The organism is Nostoc sp. (assembly GCF_036917635.1).
Taxonomy (GTDB): domain Bacteria; phylum Cyanobacteriota; class Cyanobacteriia; order Cyanobacteriales; family Nostocaceae; genus Nostoc.
On sequence record NZ_JBALCW010000035.1, the window covers coordinates 45,575 to 62,548 of the forward strand.

Annotated in this window: 10 protein-coding genes; 6 read left to right on the forward strand and 4 right to left on the reverse strand. The window is 43.0% G+C overall.

What is annotated here, in order from left to right; genetic code table 11:
* Positions 1–651: 651 nt before the first annotated feature.
* Positions 652–1,671, forward strand: a complete 1,020-nt coding sequence (locus V7K32_RS09760; RefSeq protein WP_334992560.1) for an RpoD/SigA family RNA polymerase sigma factor — start codon at positions 652–654, stop codon at positions 1,669–1,671.
* A gap of 117 nt (positions 1,672–1,788) precedes the next feature.
* A complete protein-coding gene (locus V7K32_RS09765; RefSeq protein ID WP_334992562.1) occupies positions 1,789–2,283 on the forward strand; it encodes an ureidoglycolate lyase in 495 nt (164 codons plus the stop codon).
* Here V7K32_RS09765 and galK read toward each other — a convergent pair.
* From galK to V7K32_RS09785, 4 genes are all read right to left on the reverse strand, one after another.
* Positions 2,280–3,362: a galactokinase gene (gene galK / locus V7K32_RS09770; protein ID WP_334992564.1), complete on the reverse strand. Its 1,083-nt coding sequence runs from the start codon at positions 3,360–3,362 to the stop codon at positions 2,280–2,282. The two genes, V7K32_RS09765 and galK, sit on opposite strands and share 4 nt — an antisense overlap.
* A 5-nt stretch (positions 3,363–3,367) precedes the next feature.
* Positions 3,368–4,453 (reverse strand): M24 family metallopeptidase, encoded by a 1,086-nt coding sequence (locus tag V7K32_RS09775; RefSeq protein WP_334992566.1) that lies wholly within the window; start codon positions 4,451–4,453, stop codon positions 3,368–3,370.
* 374 nt (positions 4,454–4,827) lie between these two features.
* The gene (gene galT, locus V7K32_RS09780; protein ID WP_334992568.1) at positions 4,828–5,928 is read right to left on the reverse strand and encodes a galactose-1-phosphate uridylyltransferase; all 1,101 of its coding nucleotides are present in this window, start codon (positions 5,926–5,928) and stop codon (positions 4,828–4,830) included.
* On the reverse strand, positions 5,907–7,766 hold the full coding sequence (locus V7K32_RS09785) for a glycoside hydrolase family 2 protein (RefSeq protein WP_334992570.1): 1,860 nt from the start codon (positions 7,764–7,766) through the stop codon (positions 5,907–5,909). Before V7K32_RS09785 ends, galT begins: the two co-directional genes overlap by 22 nt.
* A gap of 868 nt (positions 7,767–8,634) precedes the next feature.
* Here V7K32_RS09785 and V7K32_RS09790 point away from each other — a divergent pair.
* From V7K32_RS09790 to V7K32_RS09805, 4 genes are all read left to right on the forward strand, one after another.
* Entirely contained in the window at positions 8,635–9,444 is an 810-nt protein-coding gene (locus tag V7K32_RS09790; RefSeq protein WP_334992572.1) for a phytanoyl-CoA dioxygenase family protein, read from the forward strand.
* Between the two features lie 94 nt (positions 9,445–9,538).
* Positions 9,539–10,546 carry a glycoside hydrolase family 43 protein gene (locus tag V7K32_RS09795; protein WP_334992574.1) on the forward strand — a complete coding sequence of 336 codons (1,008 nt, stop codon included), beginning with the start codon at positions 9,539–9,541 and terminating at the stop codon, positions 10,544–10,546.
* A gap of 1,073 nt (positions 10,547–11,619) precedes the next feature.
* Positions 11,620–14,097, forward strand: a complete 2,478-nt coding sequence (gene glf, locus V7K32_RS09800; RefSeq protein WP_334992576.1) for a UDP-galactopyranose mutase — start codon at positions 11,620–11,622, stop codon at positions 14,095–14,097.
* 407 nt (positions 14,098–14,504) lie between these two features.
* Positions 14,505–16,760 carry a family 1 glycosylhydrolase gene (locus V7K32_RS09805; protein ID WP_334992578.1) on the forward strand — a complete coding sequence of 752 codons (2,256 nt, stop codon included), beginning with the start codon at positions 14,505–14,507 and terminating at the stop codon, positions 16,758–16,760.
* Positions 16,761–16,974: the final 214 nt, after the last annotated feature.

Genomic DNA, 16,974 nt, shown 5'->3' on the forward strand with positions numbered 1-16,974 from the left:
TTTATTCAGATGATATTTTTCTTTTCCCCCAGCTAATAGCTCCCTGCTCCCCTGCCTATAGAACGATTGATTATTTTTTTCATGGTTACTTTTCTACGTACCACGCTTAATATGATTGAATTATTTAGTAAAAAACTAGAGGTAAAAAATAGGCATTTTATGTTTAATAACTTTAAATTTTATGAAAATCAAATTGAGATATAATCAAAATAGCACAAATGAAAATAAATCATTATTTTGTGTTTTAATAATCTTAAATTCCGACTCATGTAGAAATTTATTCTTCTTAAGTTCTTTATTGGAAACAAATATTTTATATGGGAATTTTTATTATTCTCAAGTTTATTGCAAAAATAAATTAATAAGAATCAAGTTCACAGATATGCAAATATCAATAATAAATCAGTGTAATAGGTTCAAAAAACATGGTGATGATCCTTGAGGTAATTGATTTGTCACTACTGATGATGTTATTATTAGGGAGTGGGTTGATTTTGGGTTTATTATCTCCAATAATTGACTTGTAATGTATCATAGACCAGAATTCTTCAGTATTGCCAATTGATTGATTAGCAGTGTGAAATGGCTATGGGTCTGAATATCTAGACTTGATACCAATAAATTTATGAGGTTACAGAGGAGCAAATAACCATGAGCAACTTAACATCTCCACCTACCGAAGTTCAAAAAACGAAGAAAAAAAGTTTAGCCGCAGATAAAAAACCTCGATCTACAGATGATATTGTGCGTAGTTATCTGCAAGAAATCGGGCGTGTAGATTTGTTGACTCGTGAACAAGAGGTTATTTTTGCCGAACAAGTGCAGCAGATGATGAATTTACTAGCTGCTAAAGAAGAATTGGCTATGAAATTAAAGCACGAACCGACGCTGCAAGAATGGGCAGAACGGGTGGAGTTAAGTTTTGAGGTGGTAGAGCAACAGCTAAATTTAGGACATCAAGCCAAGCAGAAAATGATTCAGGCTAATCTCCGGTTAGTGGTAGCTGTGGCGAAAAAATACCAGCACCGTAACCTGGAATTTATGGATTTAATTCAAGAAGGTACTTTAGGTTTAGAGCGAGGGGTGGATAAATTTGATCCTGCTCTTGGTTATAAGTTTTCTACCTACGCTTACTGGTGGATTCGTCAAGGAATCACACGAGCGATCGCTCAACAAGGACGGACAATTCGTTTACCTATCCACGTCTTTGAGAAACTGAACAAAATTAAACGGGTGCAGCGAGAATTATCTCAACAGTTAGGTCGCGTTCCTACTACTGCTGAAATTGCTAATGCGTTATCTTTGACACCTAGCCAAGTTCGAGAGTGTTTGTTCTTGGCCCGTCAACCCTTCTCTTTAGAGGCGCGAGTTGGTGAACAACAAGATACAGAATTGCAGGACATACTAGAGGATGATGGGCCTTCTCCAGAAGATTATGCTGTTGAAGAATCTTTGCATCAAGACTTACAAGACTTGTTGGCAAAGCTGTCTCCCCAGCAGCGAGAAATATTAACCTTGCGCTTTGGTCTGACTGATGGATATGAACTTTCTTTAGCACAGATAGGCGATCGCATGGGTATTAGTCGAGAACGGGTACGTCAGATAGAGCAAAAAGCTCTCAGCCTTCTACGACGGCAAAAAGAACAAGTACGTAGTTATCTAGCTAGCTGAGATTATTTTTTCAGAATAATGTAGAGCATTTAAACTCAGGAATTCACCATTATGACTGTATAAAACTCAGTCATTTTGGCGGAAAATAAACCTAAGTAATCGTTTCAAAGTTTTGATATGAGTACATCAAAGACAGTGCAAGAATTACAAGCACAGTGGGTGACTTCTGAAAACTTTCGGCGTTATGGACAGGTGATTTTCGCAAGTCTTGATGGCAAAGCTTATGATGTGGAAGATGCCCAGTTAAATCTGCAAAATGGGATTCCCCGATTTTATATTATGCGGTTGGAGAAGAGAGGGCGAAAGTTCCACAAAATGACTCGCCATCTGCAATGTACTCAATGTCTGGGTTCTTTGTCAGGGAAGGATTGGTTAATTGCAGTTTCTCCTCCTAATAATGATGTGAATGAACCAGCATTAGAAAAAATTGCTGCTTTCCGCATTCTAGGAAATTGTTTTATCAAGCTACATGAGGGTACTTGGCACGCTGGCCCCTATTTTGATCATGAAGCTATAGATTTTTATAATTTGGAATTAGCTGATACAAATGTGGTGGATCATTTCACCCATGATTTTCTCAACAGTCATCAATTAGAGTTTGAGATGGTTTAGGCTGCATCGCTCAATCCCAAAGAAGGAACCAAAATTCGTCCCTTGTAACCCGCTTGCTTGTATTGTTCAAGGACATGAATTGCAATACCTTTGCTCTGTCCCGATCTAACTAAAGCTACACTTGCCCCCCCAAAGCCTGCACCCGTCAGTCTTGCACCAAACACCCCTTCTGTTTTCTGCAAAATTTCTACCAACTTATCTAGGGCTGGTACTGAAACTTCGTAATCATCTCGCAAGCTGGCGTGGGAAGCGTTCATCAATTCGCCAAAGCGTTCAGATGTTACTCCCTGCAATACTTCCAAAACGCGGTTATTTTCTGTAATTACATGACGGGCGCGACGCCGTAGTGGTTCGGGTAATGTTTCTATTATATTAACATCAGTAATATCTCTTAATGCTTTCACTTTGAGCGATCGCGCCGCCTCCTCAGACTCAGCCCGACGCTGGTTATAGCCGCTAGTGGCAAGTGTGCGCGGTACACCGCTATCAATAACCAAAATCTCCGCTTTCTCAGGCAAAGGCATCACCCGGCGTTCTAAAGTCCGAGTATCTAAAAATAAGATATGTTCAGTATCAGCCAAACTAGAAGCCATCTGATCCATGATGCCGCATTGCACACCAGCATATTGAATTTCTGCTTGCTGGGCGAATTGGGCGATTTCAACATCATCAATGGGAAGGTTCAGAAGTTGGCGTAATGCCCGGAGGGTTGCCACTTCCAAAGCTGCGCTGCTAGATAAACCCGAACCCATAGGAACCGAGGAGTTGACGTATACAGAAAGTAATGGTATGGTATAGCCTGCTTTTTGCAAAAGCTCAATACAGCCAAAAATATAACTAGCAAATCCAGACGGCTGATGATTGATATCTGAAATACTCACTTGCTCGTTGAGATTTTCCGAGTAAAAGTGATGCTGGCTATTGCTACTAAAACCTAGTTGTACCGTCGTACTTTGAGGAATCGCAGTTGGAAGAACAAAGCCATCGTTATAGTCGGTATGTTCGCCCAGTAAATTTACTCTTCCTGGCGCACTGGCTTGAGTTTCAGGTGGTTTACCGAATACTTGTTGAAAATCCATAATTTTTAATTATATAGAGGTACAGGGCGCAATCTTCCTTCTACCTCAACATTAGGAAAATTTGGATCAAAAGTCAGATTTTCCAACTTTCCATCTTTGAGAATCACAAAAGTATCTTCAACCTTTGCCCCAGTTAAACTAGGATTCCAAGCGAGAGCAACACCTTCTGTCAAAGTATCACTAGTAGTTGGATTTGCTACGATTTCTCGTGCTAAATATCCAGTGGTTCCTCCCTGGTGATGTTCACGGATGGCATTGGGAAATCCATGCTGTTCATAAGCCTGAGCTAGCGCGTGATAAACTATGTCCAGAGTAGTTCCAGGTTGGCACAAATTTAAAACTACTGCTTCTATTTCGCGCACATGGGAATGCAATTGGGCTTGTTCGTTTGAAAGCGCACCAAAACAAACAAATCGAGTCAGATTTGCATACAAACCGTAACCTCTAGCGCAAAACACCAGCATCGCTTGCCGTCCAATTTGTTCTGCTGTGGCTGTAGCATGACGGTATAGCGGTAAACGTCTTTCACCCGCTACCAGTGTCAGCGCTGGATGCAAGCCTTTCGCCCATAATGCCTCTGCACCCGCACCCGCTAACTGATATTCTGTCCAAGTTGGCTTGGCAACTTTGAGTACTTCTGTCATTGCCTGACTAGCTTTTTGACCGATTTGCCGATATCGCTCTAATTCACTTGACATTATTACGCGTTTATGAATTTGCAGAGATGGGGGTAACGGCTGTTCTAAATTGGAGATGGGGCGATCGCTAATTACTTTTTTGCCACCAGTTACATCACGAATAAAAGACTCACGCGCGGCACCATCAGCCCAAGGGTTCACGTACACCTTAAAATTAGCAGGCAGTTCTTCATCCTTAAGACGCTGCGCTTCAATTTCATCCGTCAATACCCAAGCATCTTCAGTAGTTACTAATACTTCTGCTACGCCAGTTTCAGCAGTCAGCAGCACGGTGTTAGAAGCGCCAGCTGTCGCCCAGGCAAACCAGTCTGTACCGCGCAAACGCACGCCTTGCACTTCGTCACGCAAGGTTTGCCTGATTAACTCTAGTTTTTTGGAGACTTCTTCATTCATAGGAAAAACATTGATAGATACAGATGATTATCAAACTTATCTACGTCTGTCTGCGTCTGTCTAAGGTTGATATTCAAAATGGTACAATTAATCTATGTATAATTTTCTAACCAGTTCTCTAATTGTAAGTTAGGAATATTAGTAAAATCTTTGATATTATTAGTCTTAGTTAGAGTTCAAGAAAATATATAGAAAAAAATGAGGTGCATCCTTTATGAAATGCACCTTTTTTAAGTTCCCTATTTTCTCTTTAGGGACTTCCAAATAAAAAAATGTTCCAAAACTGACGCAAAAACTCTCTCTATTTCTTCTCTCTGCGTTCTCTGTGTCTAGAGTGGTTCGTTTATTGGAATAATTTATTTCTTGTCAGTCCCTTACGCCGAAATCGGTTCTTCAATATTTACCACCACGGCTTGTAACTCCTTAGCTTTCTCCTCCGGTAAAGCATCATTGGCAAACATCCCTGCTGCGAGTTCAGTCCCTGCTAGATACTTCAGCCTTTCGCTTGTCCGATATGGTGGGAAAAACTCGGCGTGTAAATGCGCTTCTGGATGCGCTAAACCGTCAGTTGGTGCTTGGAACCAAGCCATCAAGTAAGGAAACGGGCGATTCCACAAGCCGTCATACTTGAGAGTGACAGTTTTTAATGCCTTAGCAAGTCCCCAACGTTGCTCTGGGGTAAGATCCATAAAAGTGCCAACTGGTTCTTTAGGAGCAATCCAAACTTCATAGGGGTAACGAGCGCATACCGGGACAAATGCGATCGCATCCTCATCTTCATAAATAATCCGTTGATTGTCTGCAATCTCCTTCAAAATCAAGTCTTGCAGTAAACCCCGCCGATGTTTTTCATAATACTCCTGCTGCATTGCCAGCATCCGCGCTGGAACAGGGGGTATAAAAGGATAAGCGTAAATTTGCCCGTGGGGATGGTGCAATGTTACACCCACCTCTATACCCTTGTTTTCAAATGGCAGCACATACTGAATTTGGGGGTTTGCTCCTAATACGCGGGTGCGATCGCCCCACACTTCTAAGAGCAAATCAAGGTGTTCCAATTCCAGAGAACTAAGGAAAGCTTGGGCATTTTGAGTAAAAACCACCACTTCACACGCCCCATTAGCAGGTAATGTTTCCACAATACACTGCGGTGGATCGTGTGCCGCTTGAGCCATTGAAGGAAAGCGATTATCAAACACCGCCACATCATACTTACCTTGGGGAAGTTCTGTAGGAAACTCCGGTTTTGTAGTGGGTGCGAGGGGGTTATATTCCGGGGGCGGCATGAAAGTCCGCCCTTGACGGTGAGAAGCATAAGCAACCCATTCGCCGCGTAAAGGATGCCAGCGTAGGTGGGGATTTGCCTGTACTGGTTCATTACTAGGGCTAGTGGCGATGATATTCTCAGCAATCGGGTATCGACTGTATAAGGTCAGTGGGCGACCATCCGGCTTTAACAGCTTGTGGGAGTACATAATCCTTGTCCTGAAAGGGTCGCAGCGCGGATCGCCTGTAGGGGAAATTTAGGCGTGCGATCGGCGTATAATAAACCGTTAGCTTCTTGGAAAGTATCTGTAAATTGGGTGTAGCAAAATCCGCTAAATAACTCGATATTATTAATCGTTTCGAGCAGAGAAGCGTATTTCATTTCTAGCTCGGAAATATTCGAGCAACGCTCATATCCCCAAGCTTTCTCTGCATCGGGGTTATCAACAGGAGCATAGGCAATACCACCAAACTCAGTCAGCATCACTGGCTGTCCCTGATGCGGAAAGTTATCCAGTGTCAGTATGCGCCCTCCAGGACGCTTCCGATCAAACAAATCTGATAGCTTCACTTCTGGCCCATAGCGATGAGCTAATTGCTGTGCCTGGGTGTCGTAGTCATGAATAGCCAGAATATCTGTATCTGTACTTTCCCAGCCATCGTTGGCAATCACTGGGCGGCTCGGATCGAGAGTTTTAGTTAAGTGAAACATTGCCAACACGTAGTTACGGTGAGCCGCAGTTTCAACCAGATTCGGAACTCCCCAGGATTCATTAAAAGTTACCCAAGCTACGATACAGGGGTGGCTGATATCTCGCTTAATCACCTCAGCCCACTCTCGCGTCGTGCGTTCCACTGCTTTAGGTGTGAAACGATATGCACTGGGCATCTCTTCCCATACTAACAACCCCAGCACATCTGCCCAATATAAAAATCGCGGGTCTTCAATTTTCTGGTGCTTACGGACTCCGTTAAAACCCATTGCTTTGGCAAGTTCCACATCACGCCGCAATGCCCCATCGTCGGGTGCTGTCATTAGCGAATCAGGCCAGTAGCCTTGATCGAGAACTAAGCGCAAATAATAAGGACGACCATTGAGCATAAAGCGATCGCGCTGTATCCCCACAGTCCGCATTGCTGTATAGGATTTTGCTTCATCCAAAAGTTCATTGTTATGCCAAAGTTCAATGTGGGCATTCATTAGAGTGGGCTTTTCTGGACTCCACAGTAATTCGTTGCGGTAGTCGTCGATACCTGGATCGGAAAGGGAAATGCGGCGGCCAATTTCACCGTTAAACACTTCATAAGTATCGTTTGCCAGCACGGTATTGCCAATGCTCAATTTTACCTTGATTTGGATACCAGCAGGGGCATCACCTGCGATCGCAGCATAACAACCAACTTCCCAGCGCTCGAAATCCGGACTCCACCGGATTTGATCGATGTAAGTTTTACCCACACGCTCAATCCAGACTGTTTGCCAAATACCACTGGTGCGAGGATACCAAATACTGTGCGGTTCCAATTGCCAATCCTGCTTTCCTCTAGGCTTGGCTAGGTCACAAGGATCATCTTGGGCCCACACTGTTACTTTCGTTATGCCAGTGTCATTCAAAACTGCGGTAATATCCAGCGTGAAAGGAGTATGTCCCCCTTCATGCTCTACCATGTATTGACCATTAACCCATACACGGGCGCGATAATCCACAGCCCCAAAGTGCAGTAATAATCTGCCGTCACATAAAGGCGTTTCAAATTCTCGCTCATACCAGCAGTTTGGATGAAAACCTGTATCACCAATACCACTTTTGGTAGATTCGGGAGCGAAGGGAACTTGTATATGATGACTCCACGCCTGGATATCGCCTGGTTGAACACATCGCCCCTCATCGTCAAAAGCGAACTTCCACAGACCGTTTAAATTTAGCCAGTGCGATCGCTGTAACTGTGGACGTGGATACCCAGCTTCTGGTAAACCAGAAACCCTTTGATTATCTGTATTAGTGGGTAATTGAACTTTACGATTTTGTATATCCAACAATTTCATTAAAACCTCTTAGATGTAACTACAATAGAACAAATTTTTTTGTGCCTTCGATTTAGACTAAACTAGGCTCTTTTGAAAGATTCCAGGAGTTTTTTATTCTCCTTTCTCTGTAAGCAATATAACTTTATACCTGTACTTGCATAACGATATTTTCCGCTTACTTAGTAAACATAAAAACATCAAGCGCCCTAATATTGGGGCGGTAAAATTAGGTATAGACTGTTGACTCGTGACATTATGGCACACATATAGTGAATATTTGCCAAGTCGGGAGGAAAAAAATATCGCATATACTGTGAGGACAAAACGCCCACCCCACAAGAGTTATGTTGAATTCGGTTTTGCAAATTAACCCATTGCCCCATAATGCTGGAAGTTTTTTACTAATTCTGGGGGTTGAAACATCAACTTAAGGGGCGGGGTGTATCTTGCAAAATCCACATTGAAGGAAACTTCCGCTCCGGTTTGGCGCTAAATCTCCGTTACAAAACTTAATTAGCTAATTTTCAGCAGTTGTGGTATCAATCTGCGGCGAAAACTCCCATATTGGCGGCAAAGGCAACAATTTTTGCCTTCAGTAGTTTTATCACCTCTTACTAGACTTATAATATCACAATTTTGGGAGTGAACTGGCTTAAGAAGCATTGCTGTATTTCTGATTTTGCACCTTATCTCCCAACCGAAAAACCCTAGAAACTAATCAACATAAAGCCTTATCTACAAAGAGATTTGGGTAACCTAAGTCTAGGAAAACTGATAAGTCAATTCCAGAAATGGTGCGCTATTATCGACGAACAATTGCAAAAACTGCTATTGAGAGTCCGATTTAAATTCGACTTTAACATGATGAATTGGCGAGGAGAAGAAAATGGTTAAAAGTATAGGTACAGTAAATAAATATACGGATATTGACCTAAACCGATTTGCCGAAGACCTGAATCGAGACGGAATTTGTGTGATTCGCGGTCTTTTTGATAAAGAATTGATTAGCGAATGGGCAAAAGCTTTTGATAATTTATTCCGAGAACGCCAAAATCAACCAGGTGGACTGGCTCCCCGTGAAATTGCTCGTTATTATCTAACGTTGCCTTGGGTTTCCCCCTTTGCCAACGCTGAAGTTTTCGCCAATCCGGTGATTATGGGTATCCTTGAGCGAGTATTCTTTCAGGAATATGTGATGGTTCAGTCAGGAGTTGATCTGCCAGTCCAAGGTTCGGATTATCAGGAAATCCATCGGGACTATCGCCCTTTGTTCTCCGATCAAATAGTAACGCCACTCTACGCCCTAGCGGTTAACTTCCCACTTGTGGAAGTAACGGCAGAAAACGGGCCGTTCCAGATGGCGCGTGGTACGCATCTTTTGCCGCGTGAAGAGGGACTAAAGAAAATTGTCACTGGTGAAATTCCGATGGAATCTTTTTATATGCAGCTAGGGGATGCAATGATTCGGACACCTTTGGCGCTGCATCGGGGTTCACCAAATCGGACTAACCAGCCAAGACCAATGGTAGTTATGGGCTATGCTATGCATTGGTTACACACGCCGAAGGTAGATTTAACTCTAGGGCGAGACTATTATGAGAGCCTACCAGAGAATTTAAGGCAGATGATTCGTTGTCAGGTGGTGGAAGAGTTGCCAAAAGAAAAGGTTGAAACTTACGTGAATTTCAAGTACTAATAGGGTAAAAATGACGCGAACCAGCATAAAGATAGTTGTTTTTGCGATCGCACTTCCTCAAGAATTGAGTTAACACGCTATAGCGAGCGCCGAGATGTTAACTTATACCAATCCAGTCTACAAAGGCTATTTTGCCGATCCTTTTGTTTGGGAATTTGAGGGTGTATACTATGCGATCGGCACTGGTGCAGCCGAAGCAGAAGGAATGGTAGACGAAATAGCAGATTCTACTAACAAACTGCGTGTATTTCCTCTATTAGGCTCTCTCGATTTCATCAATTGGGATTTTCTTGGTAACGCCCTGTTGCGGCCAGACCCCTCCCTTGGCGATAATTTTTGGGCGCCGGAAGTTGCTTATTGCAACGGCAAGTTCTACCTCTACTACTCTGTAGGACACGAGGACAAGAATCATCAGTTGCGTGTTGCCACCAGCGATACTCCCTTTGGCCCCTATAAAGATGTTGGTGAGCCACTTGTAGACCCTAATTCTTGCTCCTTCGCCATCGACCCCCACCCATTCTGTGATGATGATGGGCAGTGGTACTTATTTTACGCCCGTGATTTTTTAGACACAGAGGGCGGACTGCGGGCTGGCACTGCCCTCTTTGTAGACCGGCTCCAAGAGATGACGAAACTCTGCGGTATTGGGAAAGTCGTCTTACGGGCGCGTTCCGATTGGCAACGATTTTTAGCCAACCGATTGATGTATGGTGAACATTTTGATTGGCATACCTTAGAAGGCCCCTGTGTCCGTAAACATGAAGGTCGATATTATTGCTTTTATAGTGGTGGGCGCTGGGAAACTGAGGACTACGGTGTAGATTATGGAGTTGCGGATCATGTGATGGGGCCTTACTCTGATTTCGGTAACGAAACGGGGCCACGGGTACTGCGATCGCTTCTTGATCGTGTCAAAGGCCCTGGACACAACTCAATCGTTGTCGGCCCCGATGGTCAGACTGAGTACATTGTCTACCATGCCTGGGCAGCGAACATGGATGCGCGGCGAATGTGCTTGGATAAACTCATTTGGACGGCAAATGGTCCATGTTGCGAAGGCCCCACTTGGACACCCCAGGCGATCGCCTCCAAATCAATTTGATTTCCAAGGATTAATACCAATTCCCGAAAACCTTGATACATATAGATTTATCGTAAGGGCATGGCAAAGACAAGCCCTTACTAGGGTATTTGTATCATTATTAAAGTGAAATGGTATAAGGGGCATCGGCAATGGGGTTTAATCATGATCGGTTCCTAAGAAAGCTTGGCTAAACCAGCGTGTATTTCCACTAGAGCATTTGCTCAAAATTCTTTTGGCGAGATTGATGCTTGTGCAAATAACTTGATATGTCTGGAAAAGTACGCTATCTCCAATAGTCTTATCCTTGCGATAAATATCCATCTTTCTTGAGGTGTGTTTAGAACTCCAAATAAAATGTAATTTTTTCTTAAATCGACTTTATCCAATCAAACGAAATAAACCATATTATTCAGCAATTGCTCAAAAGTTCCAGTCCCAAGCGGATATTTGGACAATTTTAGTTAGTTTAGGTGAAGAACAAAAAGTCTAAAGTTCTGATAAATATAGATTTTAATGTCTTTAATTTGGAATTTTTAATTATTAATGTCCTATTAGTTAAAGGATAAATCTAGTGGAAGCCTTGCCTAAACTGCTTTGATATCAGAATTGTATTAATAATTTTTGGACTAGACATCATCAGATATTTCTCAGCAGTAACTATAAAACATCTATACCAATCCGATTTGATTCCTGAATTACTCGTAGGGACTCTTTACTGGGGACTAGGGACTGGGAAGAAGGAATAAAGGTGTACTGAGTTTTTTTCAAAAATCAAATATGAGTCTTATATAGTAGATACTTAAGTACTCCGTATTTTTTATATTGTTAATATACTTAGTTTTAACCTTTACTTACAAAAGTAACGCCTAACTAAGTCCTTTGGCGTATATCTAATTATATATTTAGCTAAATTTGACATAAAATTAAGTACTATTAACGTTATAATTTTAATACTTAAGAATAATACAAAATTTTTTGATTACTATATTTAGATAGATGAATATGTAATTAAAAAAAGCAAATAATAAGATTAATTCTTACGAGAAAGAGAACTTGTTAGTCCAACATTCTGCAAGTTGAGTTAATAATCTATGTCAAGCAATAAAGTGCAAGTACAAAACAATGGTGTGAGTCATATTGTCTCACCAACACTAAATGAAGCAAAATCATCCGATACAGCTAAATTGCCATCGTTAGGGACATCAATAAATTTATCCTCATCCAACAAAAAGTATCGGTCAACAAAAGCTTTTACCGATACGCCTGATATAGTTTGTTTATCTCATTTGCGTTGGAATTTTGTTTATCAAAGACCACAACATCTTTTAAGTCGCTGCGCTCAAAAAAAGAGAGTGTTCTTTATCGAAGAACCAATTTTTAGCCAGGAACCATTGCGGCGATTGGACGTTAGTGAAGACAAAAGTGGAGTGATAGTTGTTGTTCCATATTTACCAGAAGGTCTAAGTGAAGAAGCAATAAACGCAGATATAAAAGTACTGCTGGATGGGTTATTTGCAGAACATAATATATCTAAGTACATTTGTTGGTACTATACACCAATGGCGATCGCATGGGCAAGCCATTTAGAACCTGAAGCTGTTATCTACGATTGCATGGATGAATTGTCTGCCTTTAAAGGAGCATCACCTACTTTAAAGAACTACGAAGCAGAGCTATTTAGTCGGGCAAACCTAGTATTTACAGGCGGACAAAGCCTCTACGAAAGTAAAGTAAATCACCATCCAAACGTTTATGCCTTTCCCAGTAGTGTAGATGTAGCCCACTTTGGACAAGGAAGAACTCTTAAAGAAGAACCAGCAGACCAAGCAAATATTCCTCATCCGCGCCTTGGCTTCTTTGGTGTAATTGATGAGCGGATGGATATTGAATTACTAGCTGGAATTGCCGAGGCTCGTCCTGATTGGCATTTAGTGATAATTGGGCCAGTTGTGAAAATTGACCCAGCAATTTTGCCACAGCATGAAAATATTCATTATCTTGGTAGTAAAGACTATAAAGACTTACCTGCATATCTAGCGGGTTGGGATTTGGCAATGTTACCGTTTGCGCGAAACGAGTCAACACGTTTTATTAGTCCGACTAAAACACCAGAGTATTTAGCCGCAGGTAAACCTGTAGTCTCAACCTCGATTCGAGATGTGGTGCGTCCTTATGGAGACTTGAAGCTAGTACGAATTGCAGACACTGCTGAAGAGTTCGTGTCCGCCGTCGAACAAGCATTACAAGAAGATACCCCAGCATCAGGATGGTTGAGTCGGGTAGATGCTTTCTTAGAGCAGATTTCTTGGGATCTGACTTGGGGATCGATGATGCAGTTGATAGATTCTGCGTTGGCGCAGCCGCTCTTTAAGAGCTTCGCAACCACACCAGATACTACAACTAATGGTAAAAATGGGAAATCTCCCATCTCAACAGATATCCCAGAAGCACCAAGCATCATTACCAGAGACTTTATATTTGATTACTTAGTTGTTGGTGCAGGTTTCTCTGGTAGCGTTATCGCTGATCGTTTGGCGAGACATTCCGGTAAAAAAGTATTGGTTGTAGACAAGCGCAACCACATCGGCGGTAATGCTTACGACCATTACGACGACCACGGGATTCTCGTACATAAATACGGCCCCCATATCTTTCATACCAGTTCCCGCGAAGTATTTGACTATCTCTCACAGTTCACCCCCTGGCGTTCTTACGAGCATCACGTTCTAGCCAGCGTAGATGGACAACTTGTTCCCATCCCCATTAACCTTGACACCATCAACAAACTCTATGGAATGAACCTCAATTCATTCCAGGCGGAAGAGTTTTTTCAGTCAGTTGCAGAACCGAGAGAACACATCCGTACCTCTGAAGATGTAGTGATTAGTAAAGTTGGTCAGGAACTTTATGAAAAGTTCTTCAAAAACTACACTCGCAAACAATGGGGACTCGATCCTTCAGAACTTGACAAAACAGTAATTGCCCGAATTCCCACTCGTACCAACCGCGACAGCCGATATTTCACAGATAGTTACCAAGCAATGCCACTGCACGGCTTTACCCGGATGTTTGAGAATATGTTAAATCATCCGAACATTAAGGTAATGCTCAACACCGATTACCGCGAAATCGAGAAGGCTATACCTTGCCGCGAGATGGTTTACACTGGGCCAGTTGATGAGTTTTTTGATTGTCGCTACGGTAAACTACCCTATCGCTCACTAGATTTCAAACACGAAACGCATCACACCTCTGTGTTTCAGTCTGCGCCAGTAATTAACTATCCCAACGAACAATTGTATACTCGGATTACCGAATTTAAGTACCTAACCGGACAGGAACACTCCAAAACTAGTATTGTTTACGAGTTTCCCAAGGCAGAGGGCGACCCCTATTATCCCGTACCACGTCCTGAAAATCAGGAAATTTACAAACAATACAAAGCCCTAGCTGAGTCAACATCAGGTGTGCATTTTGTGGGACGGCTAGCTACATACAAGTATCTCAACATGGATCATTGTGTGGCGCAGGCTTTAGCAACATATAAACAAATAGCGGTTAAGGCTTGAGTTTTGTGATGTTTGCATTATGGGCAGTATCCTGTCCCTACTTAGAATATTTCTCTCTTTCTCTCTGTGATCTGTGCGCCTCTGCGGTTCGTTATTTAATCCAAGCATTGTTAGTTTGACACATTAGACATCTCCGAAAATGAATAGACATCTCCGAAAATGAATGTAGAGACGCGAAATTTCGCGTCTCTACAAGGGTTTCAAATTACGCATATTTAATTCGAGATGTCTATTCTTAGGACTGACGCACGAGTTACGGAATACCGCAGAGACAGACGGACAAATGAGAGTTTGAGAGATATTTTGTGTAAGTCCTAGCTGTTATCAAAACGCGGAAATTTAAAAAAGTAATAAAAGCTTTAGTTGTGTAAATTATGACTTTTGTCTTTAACTCAAATAAAGACGCTATGAATAACGTCTTGAGAGAGAATAATTCACAACTCCCCTTGGAAGTGTGGGCTGGTGTCGAGTGTACAGTTAATCGCGTGGGTGATGAGTATTTAGACCAGTTGGAACGCAACGGTCATGCAACCCGCTTAAATGATTTAAATTTGTTTGCAGAACTAGGGATAAAAGCTATCCGCTACCCTGTATTGTGGGAGAAGATAGCACCTAATGGGCTAGAAAATGCCGATTGGTCTTGGACGGATGAAAGACTGGGGCGCTTGCAAGAACTCGGCATCTGTCCAATTGTGGGATTAGTGCATCATGGTAGTGGCCCACGAGATACAAGTTTGGTAGACGCAGAATTTCCAGACAAACTAGCTGTATTCGCCCGGGCGGTTGCCGATCGCTATCCTTGGGTGACATATTACACACCTGTAAACGAGCCACTGACAACAGCGCGATTTAGTGGAATGTATGGTCACTGGTATCCTCACGGGCGCGATGAATTAACTTTCGCGCGGGCTTTGTTGGGAGAGTGTCGCGCAGTAGCTTTGGCAATGAAGGCAATCCGGGAAGTCAACCCTAGCGCTCAACTAGTGCAAACCGAAGATTTAGGTAAGATTTACAGTACACCGAAACTAGAATATCAAGCAGAATTTGAGAACGATCGCCGTTGGTTGAGCCTTGATTTATTATGCGGTCGAATTAACCCAAATCATTCAATGTGGGGTTACTTACAAAATTGTGGTATTAGTGAGGCGGAACTTGAGACATTTTTGCAAAATACCTGTCCCCCTGACATCATAGGGATTAACCATTATTTAACCAGCGAACGCTTTTTGGATGAGCATATAGAAAATTATCCACCTTTGACGCATGGCGGTAATGGACGAGAAAAATATGCAGATGTAGAGGCGGTGCGAGTTTGTGCTGAGGGTTTGGCAGGCCCACGTACATTGTTATTAGAGACATGGGAACGTTATCACCTGCCCCTTGCTGTCACCGAAGCTCATATTAGCTGCACCCGTGAGGAGCAACTACGCTGGCTTTATGAAGTGTGGAATGCGGCGCAAGAATTACAAGCTGAGGGTGTAGATATCCGCGCTGTAACTGTTTGGGCGCTCCTTGGCAGCTACGATTGGAATAGTTTAGTCACAAAAGCTGACGGCTACTACGAGCCAGGGGTATTTGATTTGCGATCGCGTAGCGTCTCCTCGAAAGAATTGCCACATCCTCGACCAACAGCGATCGCTAAAATGGTGCAGCATCTAGCAAATGGCCATCAACCAAATCATCCGCTACTTGAAACCCCTGGCTGGTGGCATCGACAACAGCGCCTATTATACCCAGCAGTCAGTTGTCGTAGGAAAAATTCCCAAATCTCGAAAACTGACGAGTCAACCAATAATCCAAAATCCAAAATCCAAAATCCAAAATTGATCCGTCCCCTGGCGATCGTTGGTGCCAGAGGAACTCTCGGAAAGGCTTTTGCTCGGTTGTGCGAAGTGCGCGGAATCTCATATCACTTGCTGACGCGCCAAGAGATGGATATTACCGATCCTGCCTCTGTAGATGCGATGTTTACCCAGTTGAAGCCGTGGGCGGTTGTGAATGCTGCTGGATATGTGCGGGTGGACGATGCCGAACGTGAACCCCATGTTTGCATACAAGTGAACGCCGAAGGACCAGGGATTCTAGCTGCTGCTTGTGCTGAACATAACGTACCGCTATTGACTTTCTCTTCAGATTTGGTGTTTGACGGTGCTGTATCTAATCCTTATGTCGAAACTGATACTGTTAGCCCTCTGAATGTATATGGGTGCAGCAAAGTTTTGGCAGAAAAGCTGGTATTGCAAGCTTATCCCGCAGCGCTGGTGATTCGCACTAGTGCATTTTTTGGCCCGTGGGATGAGTATAATTTTGTCACGATCGCCCTGCGTCAGCTTAGTGCTGGTAATAGTTTCGTTGCCGCAGAGGATGGAATTGTTTCACCTACTTATGTACCAGATTTAGTTCATGCTAGCCTAGATTTATTAATTGACGGCGAGTGTGGGCTGTGGCATTTGGCGAATAAGAGTGCGATCGCTTGGGCTGATTTAGCACGGTTAGCGGCGAAACAAGCTGGAGTCAGTGTCACCAATCTGATTTCTGTGCCTACAGAACAGCTTGGTTTAACTGCTCCCCGCCCAATTTACAGTGTTCTTGGTAGCAGCCGAGGTGAATTTATGCCGTCCCTTGACAATGCAATTTCCCGCTACTTGGAAGAAAGAATCTAAGGGACTTCCAACAAATAAATTACCCAATATTGTGGGGTGGGCGTCTCGCCCGCCCTTGTATATGGGCGGGCTTTTCGGCCCACCCCACAAGAAATAGTTGAGTATTTTTTTATTTGGAAGTCCCTAATAGACATCTCCAGAAATGAAATATGCGTTATCCAGAACCCTTGTAGAGACGCAAAATTGCACTTCGTGCCGCTACGAAGAAAGCGTC